Annotated in this window: 18 protein-coding genes, 1 tRNA gene and 1 pseudogene; 9 read left to right on the top strand and 11 right to left on the bottom strand. The window is 60.7% G+C overall.

What is annotated here, in order from left to right; genetic code table 11:
• The first annotated feature begins 99 nt into the window (after positions 1-99).
• Positions 100-1,212: a glutamate--cysteine ligase gene (locus ACEWFR_RS22200; RefSeq protein ID WP_374063097.1), complete on the top strand. Its 1,113-nt coding sequence runs from the start codon at positions 100-102 to the stop codon at positions 1,210-1,212.
• 278 nt (positions 1,213-1,490) lie between these two features.
• The gene (locus ACEWFR_RS22195) at positions 1,491-1,766 is read left to right on the top strand and encodes a UPF0058 family protein (protein WP_374063096.1); all 276 of its coding nucleotides are present in this window, start codon (positions 1,491-1,493) and stop codon (positions 1,764-1,766) included.
• A gap of 359 nt (positions 1,767-2,125) precedes the next feature.
• On the opposite strand, the gene ACEWFR_RS22190 is transcribed toward ACEWFR_RS22195, so the two are convergent.
• Together ACEWFR_RS22190 and ACEWFR_RS22185 are read right to left on the bottom strand one after the other, a co-directional pair.
• A complete protein-coding gene (locus ACEWFR_RS22190) occupies positions 2,126-3,304 on the bottom strand; it encodes a C45 family autoproteolytic acyltransferase/hydolase (protein WP_374063095.1) in 1,179 nt (392 codons plus the stop codon).
• A gap of 446 nt (positions 3,305-3,750) precedes the next feature.
• Positions 3,751-3,999 carry a hypothetical protein gene (locus tag ACEWFR_RS22185; protein ID WP_374063094.1) on the bottom strand — a complete coding sequence of 83 codons (249 nt, stop codon included), beginning with the start codon at positions 3,997-3,999 and terminating at the stop codon, positions 3,751-3,753.
• 629 nt (positions 4,000-4,628) lie between these two features.
• On the opposite strand from ACEWFR_RS22185, the gene ACEWFR_RS22180 reads away from it, so the two are divergent.
• Both ACEWFR_RS22180 and ACEWFR_RS22175 read left to right on the top strand, forming a co-directional pair.
• The gene (locus tag ACEWFR_RS22180; RefSeq protein WP_374063093.1) at positions 4,629-4,895 is read left to right on the top strand and encodes a HalOD1 output domain-containing protein; all 267 of its coding nucleotides are present in this window, start codon (positions 4,629-4,631) and stop codon (positions 4,893-4,895) included.
• A 241-nt stretch (positions 4,896-5,136) separates the two neighbouring features.
• Positions 5,137-5,370 carry a MarR family transcriptional regulator gene (locus ACEWFR_RS22175; RefSeq protein ID WP_374063092.1) on the top strand — a complete coding sequence of 78 codons (234 nt, stop codon included), beginning with the start codon at positions 5,137-5,139 and terminating at the stop codon, positions 5,368-5,370.
• Positions 5,371-5,432: 62 nt separating this feature from the next.
• Here ACEWFR_RS22175 and ACEWFR_RS22170 read toward each other — a convergent pair whose 3' ends face one another.
• Together ACEWFR_RS22170 and ACEWFR_RS22165 are read right to left on the bottom strand one after the other, a co-directional pair.
• On the bottom strand, positions 5,433-5,933 hold the full coding sequence (locus ACEWFR_RS22170) for a hypothetical protein (protein WP_374063091.1): 501 nt from the start codon (positions 5,931-5,933) through the stop codon (positions 5,433-5,435).
• 105 nt (positions 5,934-6,038) lie between these two features.
• Positions 6,039-6,224, bottom strand: coding sequence for a hypothetical protein (locus ACEWFR_RS22165; RefSeq protein ID WP_374063090.1), 186 nt, complete (start codon positions 6,222-6,224; stop codon positions 6,039-6,041).
• Positions 6,225-6,546: 322 nt separating this feature from the next.
• Here ACEWFR_RS22165 and ACEWFR_RS22160 point away from each other — a divergent pair, with 322 nt between their 5' ends.
• Entirely contained in the window at positions 6,547-7,011 is a 465-nt protein-coding gene (locus tag ACEWFR_RS22160) for a type IV pilin (RefSeq protein WP_374063089.1), read from the top strand.
• Between the two features lie 362 nt (positions 7,012-7,373).
• On the opposite strand, the gene ACEWFR_RS22155 is transcribed toward ACEWFR_RS22160, so the two are convergent.
• Both ACEWFR_RS22155 and ACEWFR_RS22150 read right to left on the bottom strand, forming a co-directional pair.
• Positions 7,374-7,577: a hypothetical protein gene (locus ACEWFR_RS22155; protein ID WP_374063088.1), complete on the bottom strand. Its 204-nt coding sequence runs from the start codon at positions 7,575-7,577 to the stop codon at positions 7,374-7,376.
• Positions 7,574-7,759 (bottom strand): hypothetical protein, encoded by a 186-nt coding sequence (locus ACEWFR_RS22150; RefSeq protein WP_374063087.1) that lies wholly within the window; start codon positions 7,757-7,759, stop codon positions 7,574-7,576. The genes ACEWFR_RS22155 and ACEWFR_RS22150 overlap by 4 nt, the downstream gene beginning before the upstream one ends.
• Positions 7,760-8,245: 486 nt before the next feature.
• On the opposite strand from ACEWFR_RS22150, the pseudogene ACEWFR_RS22145 reads away from it, so the two are divergent.
• Positions 8,246-8,800, top strand: a pseudogene (locus ACEWFR_RS22145) (hypothetical protein); the annotation flags it as partial.
• Between the two features lie 418 nt (positions 8,801-9,218).
• Positions 9,219-9,395, top strand: coding sequence for a hypothetical protein (locus ACEWFR_RS22140; RefSeq protein ID WP_374063086.1), 177 nt, complete (start codon positions 9,219-9,221; stop codon positions 9,393-9,395).
• 77 nt (positions 9,396-9,472) lie between these two features.
• Here the strand turns inward: ACEWFR_RS22140 and ACEWFR_RS22135 are convergent.
• Positions 9,473-9,547 (bottom strand) — tRNA-Arg (locus ACEWFR_RS22135).
• 176 nt (positions 9,548-9,723) lie between these two features.
• Complete coding sequence (locus ACEWFR_RS22130) at positions 9,724-10,104, bottom strand: hypothetical protein (RefSeq protein WP_374063085.1); 381 nt, start codon at positions 10,102-10,104, stop codon at positions 9,724-9,726.
• A 366-nt stretch (positions 10,105-10,470) separates the two neighbouring features.
• Here ACEWFR_RS22130 and ACEWFR_RS22125 point away from each other — a divergent pair, with 366 nt between their 5' ends.
• Both ACEWFR_RS22125 and ACEWFR_RS22120 read left to right on the top strand, forming a co-directional pair.
• The gene (locus tag ACEWFR_RS22125) at positions 10,471-11,052 is read left to right on the top strand and encodes an AAA family ATPase (protein WP_374063084.1); all 582 of its coding nucleotides are present in this window, start codon (positions 10,471-10,473) and stop codon (positions 11,050-11,052) included.
• A complete protein-coding gene (locus tag ACEWFR_RS22120) occupies positions 11,049-11,462 on the top strand; it encodes an RNA-binding domain-containing protein (RefSeq protein WP_374063083.1) in 414 nt (137 codons plus the stop codon). Before ACEWFR_RS22125 ends, ACEWFR_RS22120 begins: the two co-directional genes overlap by 4 nt.
• A 60-nt stretch (positions 11,463-11,522) precedes the next feature.
• Here ACEWFR_RS22120 and ACEWFR_RS22115 read toward each other — a convergent pair whose 3' ends face one another.
• From ACEWFR_RS22115 to ACEWFR_RS22105, 3 genes are all read right to left on the bottom strand, one after another.
• Positions 11,523-11,888: a VOC family protein gene (locus tag ACEWFR_RS22115; protein WP_374063082.1), complete on the bottom strand. Its 366-nt coding sequence runs from the start codon at positions 11,886-11,888 to the stop codon at positions 11,523-11,525.
• Between the two features lie 273 nt (positions 11,889-12,161).
• Entirely contained in the window at positions 12,162-13,115 is a 954-nt protein-coding gene (locus tag ACEWFR_RS22110; protein WP_374063081.1) for a hypothetical protein, read from the bottom strand.
• Positions 13,116-13,271: 156 nt separating this feature from the next.
• Positions 13,272-14,666: a signal recognition particle protein Srp54 gene (locus tag ACEWFR_RS22105; RefSeq protein ID WP_374063080.1), complete on the bottom strand. Its 1,395-nt coding sequence runs from the start codon at positions 14,664-14,666 to the stop codon at positions 13,272-13,274.
• Positions 14,667-14,777: the final 111 nt, after the last annotated feature.

The raw sequence follows: 14,777 nt of genomic DNA, 5'->3' as shown, positions 1-14,777 counted from the left end.
CAGTCCGCTGGGACGAGCGCTCGCCAACCGCCGTCCGTCAGACGCGGCCCGGTGACGGCTTGCTCGAGGGCCAGACGTCGCGCTCCAACAGACACATCCATGAACACCAGCCTCGAGGTGGAGTACTGGGTCGTCGACGACGCCGGCGACCTCGTCTCACCTGACACACTGCTCGACGTTTCGCCGCAGGTCGACCCCGAGTTCGTCGAGCCGATGCTCGAGATCAAGACGACCCCGTGTGGATCGATGGCCAAACTCCGCGAGGAACTCGTCGGCCGAATCGGCCGCGTCGTCGACGCGGCACGCGATCGGAACAAGCGGCTCGTCCCGCTCGCGACGCCGCTAAACGTCGCACCCGCGGACATCCCCTACCGTGACAAGGAGGGGACCGACCTCCAGCGCCGGATCGTCGGGCCGACGTTCGACGACGCCCGCGTCTGCGCCGGCACGCACGTCCACTTCGAGCGGTCGAACGTCGCCGACCAGCTCAACGCCCTGACCGCGATCGACCCGGCGTTCGCGCTGGTCAGCAGTTCGGCACACTACCGCGGCGAACGCATCCTCGAGTGCGCCCGCCCCTTCCTCTACCGGCGCTCGTGTTACGAGACCTGCCCGGAACAGGGCCAGCTCTGGCCCTACGTCGACAGCGTCGCCGAGTGGGAACAGCGCCTCGAGGACGCCTACGACTCGTTCCGCGAGCGGGCGCTCGAGCGCGGCGTCGACCGGGCCACCTTCGAGAACGAGTTCTGCCCCTACGATGCGGTCTGGAACCCGGTCCGGCTACGCAAAGCGATGCCCACGGTCGAGTGGCGCTCGTCCGACGCCGCCCTCCCGAGCCAGGTGCTCCGGCTCACGGCCGAGGTGCGATCGATCGTCACCCGCGCGGACGAGCACGGGACGGTTCGCGACGAGACGGCAGTACCCACCGAATCGGACGCGATCATCGAATCGAACGCCGTCACCGACGAACCGCTCCACCTCCCCGCATTCGAGACCGTCGAATCGATCACCGACGCGGCGATTCGCGACGGCCTCGAGGGGGCGGAAGTCCGGCGCTACCTGCGCGGACTCGGATTCACGCCAGCGGAGTACGACCCGCTCGCGGACCGGATGACCGACTCGCGAATCACCGAGCGGCGCGCGAAGAAACTGCGGCTCCGGGCCGCCGATCGGCTCGAGGCCGACCTCGAACGCCGCCGCGTTCGAGCCTGACGAGATTAGCTATTTCCGTACCGGATATTCTGCTCGAGTCTCACTAGAAAGTAGCCACTGAACGTCAGTGCACATTCGATCGCACGATTGCTATGCGATCGGTGTGTAACTCGTTTCAGTTGGTACTAGAGTAGCGCGGTTTCCATGAGTGAAAATATTCGTGCGATTTGAGGTAAATATAGACCATGGAGCGAATACTAATTTCACCAAAGACGCAGTAAAAGCTATCATCAGATGAACCTACCATTCACACTTGTTACTCGGATCATTACATCTAAATGGCGTCTCAAAAAGCGCTAAGGAGCGAAGCAGCGATATATGGTAACGTGAGACAACAAGAACTCATACATCTGCACGCGTTGCTGTTGGAAATACGGAGATATCTCGAGCGAGAAGAGACGCTTCCTCCGGATGCATTTGCTGCCTACGACGCACAATCGGTTCGCCCCGCTCACATCCATTGTGGGAAAGAAGCACACAAGAAAGCGATTGCCCATCTACTGGGAGATCTCATCTATTCCGTGCAGAGACACCCCCACAAGATCACACGATAGTGTCAAAACATGAACTCGAGATTTGAACCACTGAGTCCGATAGAAGTGAAAGCTGTCGTGGCTGAAAACACAAATTCGGCCAACATGTGCGTTCTCTATCCCGCGGATGCGACTGACGAGCAACTCGAAACGATATGGGTTCGTGCAGAGGAGGCTGACTATACCTGTGTCGCGGAAATGCGATAACGAGCGACCAGTACGTGGCCGGAAGCGAACGATCTCTCACTGGCGGACTCGGTTTTCGGTACTCTTCCAAACGCCGAACTCGTATTCCGATAGTAGCCACTGAAACGATTTACACGCTGATCGTAACGTACTCGTGCGATCAGGTGTGCAATGACGTTCAGTGGCTACTATATCTACTGGGATCGAAGCCGCTCGAGCCACCGCGCTCCCGTCCGAAGCGCCATCGAAAACTCGTCGCCGAACGAACACCGCGCCGGCTCGGTCTCACAGGGGTTGCCCATCACGAGTTCTACCGTCGGCGAGCCACCCTCGAAGACGGCCGCGCTCGCGGTCGTCAACTGACCGAACGCGTGCTCGTCCGTCTCGGGTTCGGGATGCCGGCAGATCGACTCGTTTCCCGGCCCGTACTCGTGATCCGCCGCGACCGCCCAGAGGTAGTCGCGGTCGATTTCGTCGCCTCCCGCCTCGAGCAGCGCCGTCGCTCGCTCCCGGCGGCGGCGAGAACTCTCGGTCGACGCCGAACGCGACAGCACGAAGTGATTCGTCCGAGCGACGGCCCCGTCGTCGGCGACCGCGATCCGCTCTTCGAGCGGGTTCACCTCGAGCAAGACGGCGTCGGTTCCGTCCGCCAGAAACAGCGTCTGGGCCATCAGCTGCCGCGTCGGGATCGACTCGAGGAGTTCCCGGGCCGCCCCGACGGTGGCACACTCCTCGAGCACGCGCCGGACAACGGTGCCGTTGCGGAACTGCGCCTCGGGCTCGATATCGTCCCGGTTCGCGTCGATGTAGGTGTTCGCGGCGACCAACCCCCGATCGTTCACGCCCTTGTAGAGCATGACCGTTCCGCAGGTGTCGACGGTCAGAAAGCCGTGGTAGCCGTCGATCGCCGGCTGTTCGACGACCGATTTAGGGCGGGCACCCCGGCCGGCGATATCGCGGTTCTTGAGCACGAGCGAGCCGTCTCGTCCGGTCCGCGACGGCGACACGAGCGCGTTCGTACAGCCACGCGAGGGATCGGCGGCCGGCTCGGCGGCCAGTTCGTCACAGAGGTCGCTGTACGCGAAGGCATAGACCTCGTAGCTATCAGGATCGACGTCGAGCATCTCGGCCATCGCCTCGTAGGACCGCACGTGTCGGTCGGGCATGCTCTCCCGACTGCGACGCGCGTACTCGAGCAGCGGCTCGAGGTCGACCTCCCGGGCGTCGATCATGGACTCGAGTTCGGCGACAGCCCACTCGACGACCTCGCGTTCGGTGTCGGCGCGCCGGCGAGCCTGATCGGCGAACGTGTCCGGTTCGGACGGCGCGTCCGGGCCAGTAAACGCGACCGGCTCGAGGTCGGTGTCGTCCATACCGTCGGAAGGTGATCCAGCGGGTTGTATCGTGGGCCTGAACGGGAGGCCCAGGTACAGGTGAGAGCGGAGATTGTCGGCTCGAGCGGCGGCAACCGAGCGCGGGCGACAGCGAGGGCTACCGGGCAAGTTTCGGGATTCGAAAGGGTGTACACGTGTCGGCAGCGGGATAGCGATCGTCGTGCGTGCGTCGCGATGATCGGTGCGTCCCCCGTATCCCCTGAGATGCCAGCGATTGGCTCTGCCGACGTTCTATATAACGTTAGTGGCCGACATTAGTGTACCGGAACAAGTAAATTTTTAAATAATACCGGGTGAAAAAGTATTCCCCCGTCGGTCGATCGTCGTTCTCGAGTGTCTGCTGAGAGTCGCGAACGGTCTCGATTTCCGTCTCGATCCCGCTCCGCATCCATCGTCGAACAACGATCGAACCGGGACAGAGCAGTTCAGTCGTGTCGGTATCCAAGCGCCAGCACGGCAATGAGTAATCCGACGACGGAGGCACCGACTCCGAATCCGGGGATACCGTCATCATCGCTGGAGTCAGAGTCGGACGCCGTGTCGGACCCAGTCTCGGACTCTACGGACAAAACGTTCGGTCTCTCTTCGTGGAGGTGCCACGTGGCAGTGTTTCCATCGACCGTCAGCGCGTTTGAGTCCGTCACCTCTCCGGGCATATTGATGACGTACGTCATCTCGCTAAACGTATCGTCTGCTTCTGGATCTTCGACGTTACCGATTTGCATGGAGACCGTTCCGTTCTCCGCCGTTAGTTCCGTGTGACACGGTCGCTCGAGCGGATCAACGCCAGCGAGGCAAACCGATCCGCACCCGCGATCCGAGCAACAGGTTCCCCGAACCGATCGAAGCGAGCGATGGGGGCTCGGTTCGAGGCCAGCGGAGGAGTATATCGGCGACGAGAAACTACGGCGTCACGACAGCTGGTACTGTTTCATCGTCTATAGTAGCCACTGCAAGTCACTGCACACCTGATCGCACGATAGCTGTGCGATCAGTGTGTAAATCGTTGCAGTTGGTACTATAGGGGCACATGGATGCTCTGGCTGCACACTCCTACGTGGCAAAATCGTCCGCTCGAGCGATATGCCACTGCTCCGGTGGCACGGTGGCGGTGATCACCGTGGGACCGAGCAAGCGAAAATTCCGATTGATACTATCTTCTGAATAAGTGAGACTCTGCCTCCGTAATCACTTATTTCCCTCCGATTCAGAATCGATCATGAAACCGTTCATAGGCCGATGTCTGACGCACGTCATTAGAGGAACATCTGGTTTTATGTGGTAGTTCCTGACATCGGAGATTGTGCAACCGACTCAATCACTCAGTCTGAAGATCGTGGACAAAGTCGCCGAACGTGAAGGAGTCCAACCGGAAGAGCTCAACCCACCGATCCACTACGCGATTAACACGGACGCACTCGACTCACTCTATGACGCAAACGACTCCGGTAGGAGTCCGTCTCGAGTCGAATTCGTCTACAACGGCTACACGGTGACAGTCGATAGTACAGGCGACGTCGCTCTCGAGAACCGCGTAGCGGCCCTCGATCCTGATAAAACCGCAGTGTGAGCCGCTCTGATACTCGGAGCTGAGATTCGATCTCGTACGAGTCCATTTCAACGACGATCTCAGTAGTGACCTCGAAACCCACTGCTCGAGTCGAAAGCGTCTCGGCGGTCTCACTTACTTATACGTAACCGACCGTTCGTTAATCTACAGTAAATCGAATGTTACTGTCAATAGGCTCAATCAGTATTGATAAAATGCCGGTATAGGACGTGACTGTATGCGAAGACCGAGGGTATCGTGGATGACGCAAGCCGATGGCCGCATCCTCGAAACCCTCGCGGACACCGATCTGATCCTGTCCCCTCGCGTCCTCGAGGCGAATATCGACTACTCGCGACACTATCTGAGTACGCGGCTCGGAAAGCTTCGCGACGCCGAACTTGTCGATCGCGTCGACGAGGGACTGTACCAGATCACTGACCGCGGCCGCGCGTATCTCGAGGGAGAACTCGAGGCCGAAGAAGTGGAGAAATAACTGAACAAGAATTCGAGTACGCTGAACTAACTGCGTCGTTGATTGGTCACCGATAAAACTCGTTAGTGAGCTATTCCCAACGCACGCGCCGCATCCGCGGATATCATCACGCCGTTATCAGTGACATTCACGCGCTCGCCCGAAACCGATTCGATCAATGCGGCGAGTTCCTCCCGATAGGACTGTGACCGCTCTTCGATGATGGTCAACCCCGCGTTGTCGGGCTTTGACTGTGCACGATTTTGACAATAGATATCGACGAACCGTTTGCGGACGCTCGCGGGTGCATCCTCGAGATACCACGGTAGCGAGAGGTCGTCGATCTCCGTCTTCCGACCAACCGGTACGCCGAGCACCGATAGGACGCGCCCAAGCACAGCCGCGTCTTCGGCCGGGCCAACGGCCGGATCTCGGTTCTCCCCAGGCCGCTCGATATCCCGATACCCGATGTCCATCAACTCGAGCGTGTTCGTGACCATCGAATCGCCGTCGGCGAGCGTGAACGACGGGTGGTAGTTGTGGCTCGATATCGTGCCCGACGAGTAGACGTATGCGGCGAGCACATTCAGCGGCGTGATCTCGTCGTAGGTGACGCCGATCCATCGATGTTTGTGTGCCGTGTAGAGGCCCTAGACCGCGGCCGGCGTCCCGCCGTCGTCGATCCACGACTACACACTGACTCGAGTCGCCCCAGAGATTCGCACCAGCTCGCCGATCCCCGCGTCTGGGTTATCGGCGTGGTAGGTGATCGCTCGTCGATACTGCTCGACGGCTTCCCATGCGTCGTCGTAATCACCGCCGTCGTAGGTGCGCGCGAACTCTCTTTCAGTAACGAGACCAGCGGAATCAGACATGCCTGTCTCGTGTGGTCGAATCGCCAAATCCATACCGATCTTTCGAGTGTTCGGCTAATCGCCAGATGGCGGTGCTTCAAGGGACCGCTGGAGGGTTTCTATGGGTGACTGATTATCAGTTCTGAAAGTGTTATCAGCGTGAAACAGTTTCACTATTGCCTAAATATATATAGGACCGATTCGGTGTCAGCTATTAGCATCAGACGACGACGGCTCGAGAAAGCACGATGGGGTAGGTCCCTCATTCCCCTTACCGCATTGCGCGGTTCAACAAGGGGTCAGATAAGCTTTCCCACCGTTCACGCGTCGATGCGGAGAAACAATGGACGGAAAATCAATTCGAAACAAGCTGATTGGATCGGACGACGAACGAGCAGTGAGCCCGGTTATCGGGGTCATCCTCATGGTTGCGATCACCGTGATTCTCGCGGCCGTGATCGCGGCATTCGTGCTGGATATGGGCGGGAATCAGGAGGAGCCGGTGAATGCTGCTGTCGATACTGAAGTGACAGATGCCGACAAAGAAGTGCAGTTCACGGTAACTGATATGGGGAACGCAGAGAGTTTCGTCGTCCGCGGTCCAAGTAGTGAGATGACTGGCGACGAAATTCAGCTGAGTGGCTTAGATGGAACAGGAGATACAGTCACGGTTGCAGGTGACAGTAGTAACACTACCAGCGGTATTAGCAACAACTTCGAGAGCGATGCGGAGGGTGACTTTACTGTTGTTGGAGTCTCCGGTGACTCGGAAACCACTGTCGCGAACTTCGAGATCGACTTCAGCTAAGCACTGACTTCGCTTTCTATTCTTTTCAGACGCAAGGACATATTACGCCACCCGAGAGATTCAGCTCGGAGAAGAAAAGGTAGTCCTCTCGATCATGCTTCCACTTCCCCTCCATTCTCGGTCATAGCTCAACACGGTACTCATGTACCAGCCAGACGGGAACAGAACCGATGAAAGCGAACGCAAGAGTGGCGTAGTAGCCGTTCTCGTAGACGGTACGAACCTCATTGAACAGCAGGTAGTACACGGTCACCATCGGACGATGGCCACAATCGCGAACCCGAAAGCTACCAGCTAATTCTTCGGGCAAGTCTCGCAAAGAGCAGTAACGATCGATTCGAACACTGTCGGATCCTCGTTAGTCATTGATCTGTTTCCGTCTTGGCCTTGTCGAGCCCGGCGAGTTCACGCGCATGCTCGAGGTCGTCGGCTTCCCCGAGCAGCTGGGTGATCGCCTCCTGGACGAGCTGGGGAAGCTGGGCGCGAAGTTCGATCGCCTTCCTCGCTTCCCGCTCGAGTTCCAGGCGTTGTTCTCGCCTGGCCTCCTCGAGTAGACCGGCGCTCACGCGTCGATCCCCTCGACGAGTTCGACCGTCCATTCACCGTCACCGATGTGGCGGATGTGGAGGTGGTGCTCTCCCTCGAGTTCGCCGTGTTCGTCGAGTAGCCCCTCGACGCGGAGATCGTCTTTCGGCAGCGTGATCCCGAGCGAGTTCTGGTCCAAGCGTCTGAGTTTGTTCAGCGCCATGCATCGGCGGCAACCCGCCTTGGTATAAACTTTGGTGAACCTTGGTTTTCCTGATCTTTTCGATGGGAAGGGATGACGACCGGTCGTATGGCTCTTAGCCTACCATCAAACGCAGTGCCAAGCGCGGTACGGCGTGAAGACGGCATAGACCTGATTGACAGCGTGCTCGCACCGCTGTTCGTGCTCGCGACGATCTCCGTCGCAGCGGTCGGCACGTTCAGCCTTGGGGCACCGTTCAACACCGGGTTCGACGGCGTCCTGTACAGTTCGCAGGGAACCGAGATCACCTACGGCTTCCTCGTCTCGATGATCACCGTGATCGTTGCGTGGGTCACGAACGGTCAGATGACCATCAAGGACTACACCGACATGGAGACGGTCACGCTCCTGCTGATGTTCATCCTGAACATCCTCTCGGCGCTCGTCCCGGCCGTCTCACACGCAGTCGGCTGTCGTTCGCTCCGAGGAGTCCGGGGTGGTCGAGGCATGAGCGACACGAGCGGCACCTTCGGAAACTGGAAGGACCGAATCACCTACGTCGTCGCCGAGGCACAGCTGCTCGTCTTCGCAGTGCTGTTCTCGCTCGGCGTTGCGATCCTCTGGATTCGGCCGTCGGTTCCGGGTATCCCGCCGATCGTCTTCGGTTGGTTCGCGGCGCTGATCCTGTTGGGACCGCCACTGATAGCGATCTTCGTCACGGGAGCCCGGAAGCTCCGCGACCGGCGAATGACGACGGTTTACCATATCAACGGCGTCGATGACGTGAGGAAGAAATACTACGTCGAGCCGGAGTTGTGGAGTCAGAAGACCGTCGAGGGACCGTCGCCGTACGTGTGCAACGACGGCGATGCCTTCGAAGTCCGCGAGTTCACCCATCACGAGGATATCGGCGAGTTGGTCGTTCGAGGCTGCTATATGTCGCAGATGGCCGACTCGAAACTCGTCACGACGAAGACCATGCTCGAGGACATCCACGGCGATCTCGTCGAGGCGTTTCTCGAGTTAAACCAGCTGCGCGGGCGAATCAGCAAGATCGGGCTGCACGATTCTTTGCGATAAGATGGTCCGCTCGAGCGATCTCCCGCTGCTCCGGTGGCACGGTGGCGGCGATCACCGCGGGACCGAACAATCGAAGATCGCGATCGATACCATTTTTTGACAAAACGGCAGGTGGGGATGGGAATGCCTCCGAATGGGTGGGGGAGAGGATGGTCGGAGGCAAGCAATTGTTTTCAGTAATCACTATTGATAGTTTCGGTAGGTATCATACAGCCGACAAGACTATGTCGGTGTGATACAAAGAAATGGATGGCGGGGGAGAGGATTCAGTCGTTGCCCGACAGAATCTATCCGACTGCGAGACAGACGGAACCTCGCCGCATCTGAGATCGTTCCGGCTTGAAAGTCAATCGCCAAATTGTCAAACTCGATCTCAAACCCTCCCACCTACAGATCACCTATGGGGGTGGGGGCTCCGACGCTGGCCCTCAGCCAGCGTTTCTCGAGACGGAATTCAATCAGTAGTGACAGCGATCTCGGTATCGACATCGAACGTCACTGCTCGAGTCGAGAGCGTCTCGGCGATCTCCCGGCGCTGCTCGAGCGTGCGGTCGTCGCGCTCGAGGACCTGGCGTGACGGTTGGACGAGTTCGGTACGTTGTCGCAACGTTCTCGAACCTATAGTACCAACTGAAACGGTTTACACGCAGATAACGGGCACGATGGGATTTGAACCCACGACCGTCGGATTAGAAGTCCGACGCTCTTTCCGGACTGAGCTACGTGCCCTCGAGTCCGAATCCACGACGGAACGGCATAAGCGGTTGGGATTCTCGTCGCAGTCGACCGCTCGCTGCGCTATCGGACAGGCGAACGGAGTTCGAACGCGGTACCTGACGGTGCCCGGTACGTCGCGCGAAAAAGAGGTGCGTCCTCGTGAGTACCCGCGTTAGCACCGGCCGGCGTCAGAACTCGACCTCCGTATCGTCGTCGCTCGAGTTCTCGGTGTCGTTGCCGTCGGACTCGTTGGTGGACGCGTTCTCCGTGTCATCACTCGTCCCGTCGTCGGATTCGTTCCCCACTCCGCTGTCGTCGGATTCGGTATCGGACTCGTTGGATTCGTTGCCGAGTTCGCCATCATCCGACTCGTTACCGAGCCCACCGTCGTCTGATTCGTTGCCGTCATCGCCGGGGCCGGTGTCCCCGGAACCGTCCGTTCCGTCCGACTCGTCGTCCGGCGAGTCCTCGCTGGAATCGCCGTTGTCCGAACAACCCGCGACTGCAGCGACCAGTCCGGCGCTGGCTCCGGCCGTGAATCGACGCCTGGTGATGATCGTGTCTGTCATGATACGCACCCGTCTCCGCAACGGACTGCCACATAACGGCGTCTCTCCGTTTCAGCGATCAGTTAGGGTTTGACTGAATTACCTGGAATTGGAACGGTTGAGCGAAATACGACCGCCGAACGCGTCGGTTCGATGCGATCGAACTCATCCATAGCAGGCGTATAAGCCGCGCCGACTCGAGCGAGACCGACTGTCGAGTGTAACCCGGCTCGAGGGGTGGTCGAGCCGGAATGTAACGCGGCGAATGTCGATCCTAAAACCGTTGCAGCGAACCGATGGACGGCCCGACCGCCGAGCGAAGACGGTGCAGTCCGGACCGAACAGCGAACACAGCGTTTATGCACGTCTCGCCGGTACGTAGTCTCGATGCACGTCATCGGAACGGTCGGACTCCCCGGAAGCGGCAAGGGCGAGGCCGCGACCGTCGCACGCGAGGACGGAATCCCGGTGGTCACGATGGGCGACGTCGTCCGCCAGGAGACGGCCGACCGCGGGCTCGACCCCGCGACGGATCACGGCACAGTCGCGCAGGCGCTGCGCGAGGAAAACGGCCCGGCGGCCATCGCCGAACGATCGCTGCCGATGATCGAGAATCGCCTCGAGGGTCACGAGACGGTGCTGGTTGACGGCATCCGCTCGGGCACCGAGGTCGACGTCTTCGAGGAGGCGTTCGGCGACGCGTTCACGCTGGTCAGTATCGAAGCTCCCTTTGAGTTGCGAGCCGAGCGGATCGACGAGCGCGGTCGAGACGCGAGCGAGGCCGACGGCGGCGAGGGACTGGCAGCCCGCGACGAACGCGAGCGCGGCTTCGGGATGGACAATGCGATGGAGCGCGCGGACGTGGTCGTCGAGAACACCGACTCGCTCGAGGCGTTCCACGACCGGATCCGGTCGATCGTCCGGGGAACCGACGACGAGAAACGTGCCGAGGCCGAAGCCGACCCATGAGCGAGATCTACCGCGTCGACGTCGAGATTACGGCACCGATATACGACACCGAGGTTACGAGTCGCGTGATCGACGCCGTCGCGAACATCTTTCCCACCGCCGACCTCGAGGAGGAGTTCGGCGAGGTCAGGGCCGAGGCCCACGAGCTCGATCACTTCTCGGAGCAGTTGCACCGCCAGGAGATCCTCGACACCGCCCGCGGCGAGTTTTTCGCCAACCGCGAGGGTGACGCGTTCACCTTCGCGCTGAAAAAGCAGGCGGCTTTCGAGGACTACGTGAACTTCTCGGTCGGCAAACCCGACGAGCTCGGCGAGATTAGCGTTCGGGTCCGTGTCGAAGAGCCGACCCTCGAGGAGTACGTCGACCACATCGCGCCGCCGACGGAAGACGGGCGGCCGGTCGACACCTGAATCGGGTCGGTTTCGCCGTCCTATCGATCCCCCTACACTGGTCGTCTCGAGTCGGTCGCTTCACCGGTCGTACTCGCTGACACAGAAGCCATTGCCCGCTGGATCTTCCAGTATCGTCCAGACGGCTGTCCGTGTCTCGTGGGTCTCTGTCTTCGTCTCACGGACGGACGCACCCAACTCGCGGAGTCGATCGACGGTCGCCTCCCGATCCTCGGTCGACAGGTCGAGATGGATGGGCAGGTCTCGCTCGGTTCCCTTCGGCTGGGGTTTGAACAGGAGGTCCGGCCCCTCACCGAGCCGATCGACGATTTCCGGTTCGAGCGACGACGGAAGGTCGCGACGCTCGCCGTCGATAGCCCGTTCCCAGAACGACGCCAATCGATCCGGATTCGTACAAGCGAAGGTAATAAATTCTATCTCAGTCATGCTTACTATGCATAGGCAGACAGACGTAAGCCGCTAGTGACGACGGTAATAGTTGCCATCCCAACCAGTATCGCGTTCGATCGAATCGACTCGCCCGCTACACACTGCTCCTCCGCAGGAACACCGGCCTCCCAACAACTGATACTGGCAGACAGCGTATGACTGTCAGATGCATTATACGACGGTTCTCGAGGGGGACGCGGTCGTTCTAATCGACGAACTCCCGCTGGCGGCCGCCCGCGAGCGCGACGCTGCGGCGACCGGGTCGTCCGACTAGTCCGTACAGGAACCGACCGCATCGAGCGAGTCTTCGCCCTGATTCCTGTGGTTCTCGGCAGCGACCGGGTCTCTGTCCGCCGCGGCGGCTGCCGCCTCGGCGAACGCCGCTGCCGCGTCTCGCAGGTGGCCGTTCTGACACGACGCCGTCTCGAAGTAGTCGGCGTATCCCTCCGGAGACTCCGATCGGCCGGTTTCGAGTCGGTCCACCGACGCCGAAAACGTCGCTTCGGCGGTCTCGAACGCCGCCTGTGCGACCTCGTACTCGCCGTTTTCCAGTTTGTTCCGGCCGCGTTCGAGCGCGCCGAATCCGTCGTCCTCGCTCAGTGTCGCATCGTACGTCTCGGTGAGGGTCTCGAGTGACGTCACCGCATCGCCGAGCGCGGCCGCGCCGTCCTCGAGCTCTGCGAGATCGATGCCGGACAGTTCGCCGAGCCGATCACCGTCGATGGAATCGATCGTCGTCGTCGATTCCGCGTGGCGTTCGCGCGCGCCGGTGACGGTCTCGTTGCGTTCGTCAACGGTCTCGTTCGCCGCCTCGAGATCACCGTTCTCCGCGAGCGCCGCGTTGACGGCCTCGATATCGTCGGTGATCGTGTCATCGGTGACCGCAACGGTCACCGCGATGAGGCCGGCGAGGGCGTCCGCGTACGAGCGAAGCGTCTCGATGTCGCTCGTCCGGTCGTCGCCCAGTTCCGATTCCGCGGTCTCGAGGTGCTCGCGCGCCGCCGAGAGATGGTCGCGCGGTACCGTCGGATCGAACTCGACCGCTTCGGGATCCTCGAGGCCGTCGAGGTCGTTCAGCGACTGGGCGGCCTCGTTCAGGCTCCCCGCCGCGCGGGCGATCGCGCGTTCGCCGGTCCGATCGCTGACCGCGACGTCGTCCGTGTCCGACGAGCCCGTGAGCTCACCGAGACAGCCGGCCATCGCTGCCAGAGTTCCTGTGCTCACACCGGCCGCACTGGTTCGGGCGAGATACTGCCGACGATTCATTCTACTCGAGGATTCGTCTAGAAGGGCATTAACGTAGTGGCAGTATGAGAGTCCTCCAAACCGACAGGACTGGGGAGTTTCGTGTGGCGTGTATCGGCGAAACGCGGGCGTGGTCTATCCGAACGGCCCCATACCGCCCATGCCGCCGCCACCGCCACCGCCGCCCTGTTGCATCTGTTTCATCATGCGCTGCATCTCCTGTTCGGATCCCATGCCCTGGAACTGCTTGATGGTGCGTTCCATCATCTTGTACTGCTGGAGCAGTTCCCGGACCTGCTCCTCGCTGGTCCCCGAACCGCGGGCGATGCGCTTGATCTGACTTGCGCCGATGGCCTTGGGATACTCCTTCTCCGCGTCGGTCATCGAATCCATGATCACGGAGAACGCCCGCATACGATCCTGGGTGACGTCCATCGCGTCGTCGGGCAGCTGATCCTTGATCCCGCCGCCGAGGCCGGGGATCATGTCCATCACCTGATCGAGCGGCCCCATGTTGTTCATCGCCTCCATCTGCTTTTGCATGTCGTTCAGGGTGAACTGCCCCTGCAGCATGTCCTCGGGGTCCCAGTCGTCTTCCTCGATATCGGTCTGCTCCATCGCGCGCTCGACGCGCTCGGCGAGCTGGCTGAGGTCGCCCATCCCGAGCAGCCGCGAGATGAAGCCGTCGGGCTCGAAGCGCTCGACGTCCTGGACCTCCTCACCAGTCCCGAGGAAGGCGATCGAGGAGTCGGTCTGATCCACCGCGGTGAGGGCTCCGCCACCCTTCGCCGTCCCGTCTAACTTCGTGATGACGACGCCGTCGATCCCGATCGACTCGTCGAACTGCTGGGCCTGCTCTTTCGCCCCTTGCCCGATCGCGGCGTCGAGAACGAGCAGGGACGTATCTGGCTCGACGACGCCCTCGATCTGCTCGATCTCGGCGATCAGATCGTCCTCGAGCGCGTGGCGACCCGCCGTGTCCACGATGTGGACGTCGGCCTCGCTCGTCGCCTCGAGCCCCTCGCGGGCGATTTCGACGGGATCCTCGCCGTCGGGATCGCCGTAGAAGTCGACCTCGGCGCGCTCGGCCATCTCCTGGGCCTGATCGTACGCGCCGGGGCGGAAGGTGTCCGTCTGAATGACGGCCGGTCGGAGCCCCTTCGTGGAGAACCACCAGGCCATCTTTGCGGCGGACGTCGTCTTCCCGGACCCCTGTAGGCCGGCCAGCAGGATGGTCTGTTCCTCGAGGGGCAACTCGGTGGAGTCGCCGATGAGATCGACCAGTTCCTCGTAGACGATGCGGAGGACGAAGTCCCGCGCGGGCGTGCCGGCCGGCGGTTCCTCCTCGAGGGCGCGTTCTTTGATATTGTCCGACAGCTCCATCACGAGCGAGACGTCGACGTCGGCGGAGAGCAGCGAGCGCTGGATCTCCTTGACGATCTCCTCGATGTCTTCTTCGCTGAGTCGCGACTTCCCGCGGAGCTTATCGAGGGTGCCCCGCAGAGAACTCCCGAGATCGTCGAGTACCATTTGCTGGGTCTAGGGGACGATGGTGTTAAAGGCTTTTTCTACGGCCGACATGACTGAACCGGTTCGACCGCTCGAGCGGTCCTCGTCCGAACCGATCGCCCGGCGTCGGAG

Source organism: Natrinema sp. H-ect4 (genome assembly GCF_041894845.1).
GTDB lineage: Archaea > Halobacteriota > Halobacteria > Halobacteriales > Natrialbaceae > Natrinema.
Note: the sequence above shows the minus strand (reverse complement) of the source record. Positions and strands in the feature narration are given on the sequence as shown.

What these genes read in the sequence shown, in the direction of transcription:
- ACEWFR_RS22200 (WP_374063097.1), top strand. Translation starts at nt 100, where the DNA reads ATGAACACCAGCCTCGAGGTGGAGTACTGGGTCGTCGACGACGCCGGC.
- ACEWFR_RS22195 (WP_374063096.1), top strand. Translation starts at nt 1,491, where the DNA reads ATGGCGTCTCAAAAAGCGCTAAGGAGCGAAGCAGCGATATATGGTAAC.
- ACEWFR_RS22190 (WP_374063095.1), bottom strand. Translation starts at nt 3,304, where the DNA reads ATGGACGACACCGACCTCGAGCCGGTCGCGTTTACTGGCCCGGACGCG.
- ACEWFR_RS22185 (WP_374063094.1), bottom strand. Translation starts at nt 3,999, where the DNA reads ATGACGTACGTCATCAATATGCCCGGAGAGGTGACGGACTCAAACGCG.
- ACEWFR_RS22175 (WP_374063092.1), top strand. Translation starts at nt 5,137, where the DNA reads ATGACGCAAGCCGATGGCCGCATCCTCGAAACCCTCGCGGACACCGAT.
- ACEWFR_RS22165 (WP_374063090.1), bottom strand. Translation starts at nt 6,224, where the DNA reads ATGTCTGATTCCGCTGGTCTCGTTACTGAAAGAGAGTTCGCGCGCACC.
- ACEWFR_RS22160 (WP_374063089.1), top strand. Translation starts at nt 6,547, where the DNA reads ATGGACGGAAAATCAATTCGAAACAAGCTGATTGGATCGGACGACGAA.
- ACEWFR_RS22150 (WP_374063087.1), bottom strand. Translation starts at nt 7,759, where the DNA reads ATGGCGCTGAACAAACTCAGACGCTTGGACCAGAACTCGCTCGGGATC.
- ACEWFR_RS22140 (WP_374063086.1), top strand. Translation starts at nt 9,219, where the DNA reads ATGGGGGTGGGGGCTCCGACGCTGGCCCTCAGCCAGCGTTTCTCGAGA.
- ACEWFR_RS22130 (WP_374063085.1), bottom strand. Translation starts at nt 10,104, where the DNA reads ATGACAGACACGATCATCACCAGGCGTCGATTCACGGCCGGAGCCAGC.
- ACEWFR_RS22125 (WP_374063084.1), top strand. Translation starts at nt 10,471, where the DNA reads ATGCACGTCATCGGAACGGTCGGACTCCCCGGAAGCGGCAAGGGCGAG.
- ACEWFR_RS22120 (WP_374063083.1), top strand. Translation starts at nt 11,049, where the DNA reads ATGAGCGAGATCTACCGCGTCGACGTCGAGATTACGGCACCGATATAC.
- ACEWFR_RS22115 (WP_374063082.1), bottom strand. Translation starts at nt 11,888, where the DNA reads ATGACTGAGATAGAATTTATTACCTTCGCTTGTACGAATCCGGATCGA.
- ACEWFR_RS22105 (WP_374063080.1), bottom strand. Translation starts at nt 14,666, where the DNA reads ATGGTACTCGACGATCTCGGGAGTTCTCTGCGGGGCACCCTCGATAAG.